This window comes from Endozoicomonas sp. ALE010, assembly GCF_049310165.1.
Taxonomy (GTDB): Bacteria; Pseudomonadota; Gammaproteobacteria; order Pseudomonadales; family Endozoicomonadaceae; genus Endozoicomonas.
Genome location: NZ_JBLYNV010000168.1, coordinates 1 through 2,240, shown reverse-complemented (window position 1 = coordinate 2,240; position 2,240 = coordinate 1). Strand labels below are relative to the sequence as shown.

General features: G+C 46.1%; 3 protein-coding genes. All 3 read left to right on the top strand.

Annotated elements, in window-relative coordinates:
• A partial coding sequence (locus tag ACO6UY_RS24490) for a hypothetical protein (protein ID WP_422491655.1) occupies window positions 1-1,149 on the top strand: 1,149 nt, incomplete at its 5' end.
• Window positions 1,139-1,585 (top strand): hypothetical protein, encoded by a 447-nt coding sequence (locus ACO6UY_RS24485; protein ID WP_422464043.1) that lies wholly within the window; start codon window positions 1,139-1,141, stop codon window positions 1,583-1,585. The genes ACO6UY_RS24490 and ACO6UY_RS24485, both read left to right, overlap by 11 nt.
• Before the next feature lie 317 nt (window positions 1,586-1,902).
• Complete coding sequence (locus ACO6UY_RS24480; protein ID WP_422464044.1) at window positions 1,903-2,208, top strand: hemagglutinin repeat-containing protein; 306 nt, start codon at window positions 1,903-1,905, stop codon at window positions 2,206-2,208.
• Window positions 2,209-2,240: the final 32 nt, after the last annotated feature.

The window sequence follows — 2,240 nt, the reverse complement described above, 5'->3', positions numbered from 1 at the left end:
ATGGGCGGCACAGGACGTACTGTACTCACCGCTTTAACGACAGCAGCCAGCGGTAACGTAACTGGCAGTGCCAGCCAGATGATTGAATCCGTTGCGGTGAATTATCTGCAATCGTTGGGGGCGCAAAAGGTTAAGGCCATTGCAGATGAGCTGGATAGTGAAGAAGCTCGGGCTGCACTTCATGCAGTGGTTGGCTGTGTCGGTGCTTCGGCGCAGGGAAATAGTTGTTCCAGTGGGGCTGCCGGGGCGTCGGCGGCGGTTGTCGTTAATAACCTGCTGGATAGTATCAACGATGTTGATGGCTCAAAACTGGACGCAAGTGAACAGGAGAACCGTAAGAATTTAGTCACCAGTATTATTGCCGGGGTGACTGATGCAGCAGGTGGAGAAGCAACGGTTGCAGCAGCGGCTAGTCAAATTGAAACTGAAAGCAACTCTCTCGCAAAGATAGCAATTGCGGGCGTTAAACTATCCACCAAAGCCTACAAGAAACTCAAGAAGCAAGGCAAGATATCTGGAAAAGACCTCAAAGAGTGGATCAAAGAAGAAGGCTTGGATATTGCTGAGAGCGCTCAGGAGTTGCTTGACGGTGATTTTACTATTGATGATATTGATGCTGCGCTGAATCTGGTTCTGGGCTTCAATGGGAAGGATATTGAGAAGCTGGCAGCTGGGCTTAAAGGATCAAATGCAAAACGAAGTGGCAGTAATCCCACTGCTGAGAAAAAGCAACCGGTGATAGAAGGTGAAACTGATACATATGGAAGTGCTGCTCCAAGAAGTGAAAAAGATGGGCTAACTCCTGATCACATTCCTTCCTTTGCAGCAATAAAACAGGCCGTAAAAAACGCCGGGATCAAGCTTTCAGATACTCAGTTAAAAGCACTACGTAAGACCACAAACTGTGTTGTTGTGAAAACATGCGAGCATCAAAGCTTTTCTCGAACATTCGGCGGAAGAAATTCCGACCATAAAATCACACATGATGCTCGAGACTTATACAAAGCAGCTCAAGCAGATCTAAATGCTTGGGAAAAAGTTTGGCGGCAAAATGGTTGGAGCGATGATAAAATTAGAACCATAAAAAGAGAAGTTCATGACTTAAATTCGAAACTCTTTGCAGGAATGGGCATTAAATATGGACCTTAGCAGTTTTCTTGGCCAGACAACATTGTCAACATTATCTCAGCTTAAGCTAGCTTTCCCTGTTATTGATTACTCCGTAGTCGAGGGAGATGAGTTCATCAAGTTGCAAGAGCATGGTTGTTTTTTTTATTCTGAAAATAGTAGTGGTGTAATCTCGGGTTATCGCGTTTATTTTGTGTCTTACGATGACTATGACATTGTCGATACGAGTTTTGAGTATCCCTTAAAAGGTCTCATTACAATTGATGACGTCTCACGCCATTTGGGCAACCCTAATATGGATATACCATCAATTAAGATACCAGGTTTGGAGGCGACCTTACCTGGTTTTAGATTTTCAGATCAAAACCTGAATTATTTTGTCCACTTAATAGATGAAAAATACATATCCTATATAAACTATGAAAGAAAACTACCACTCCCCACAATGAGTGACTGAGTTGCCAACAGCCCCTTGCTAGTAAGAATTCGGTGAACCCATAGCCCACCGCCGGGTCTTCTGAGCCGGTGGTGTACCTTGGTTTCTTTGTCGAGAGAGCTATTGTAGAGACGCAGGAGGGCTGTGATTCTTGAGTCCCTGAAGACGCTCATCTGTCATCTAAAATCAAGGACACCCAATAATTTGCCAGCGATGTAGAAATCACAGCAGGCAGAGACCTTACCGCCACTGCCGCCAATATCACCAGTGGTAGCGGCAATGCTTCAATCACGACGGGCAATGACCTCACCTTCAAAGATGGCCGGTCCACCGTCTTTGTGGATGAAGCGCACAAACATACCGGCAGCAACGGTATGTTCTCAAAAACCACCGTAACCACCCGGGATACCCTGAATCAGGATCAGGCCATTGGCTCAAACCTCAGTGCCAAATCTCTGGATTTGCAGGCCGGAAACAACCTGACCTTCCGGGGCAGCAGTGCCGTTGCCACCGGCGACACTACCCTTCAGGCAAACAATATTGTTCTGGAAGCCGCAAAAAACACCCAGCAACAACAGAACCTTGAACTCGACTCTCAAGTTTCTAATGCACGAGTGTTTGATATTCAGGCAAACGATACTTGAGTGAAGCAGTTGGCATCATTCTCCCCAGCTCC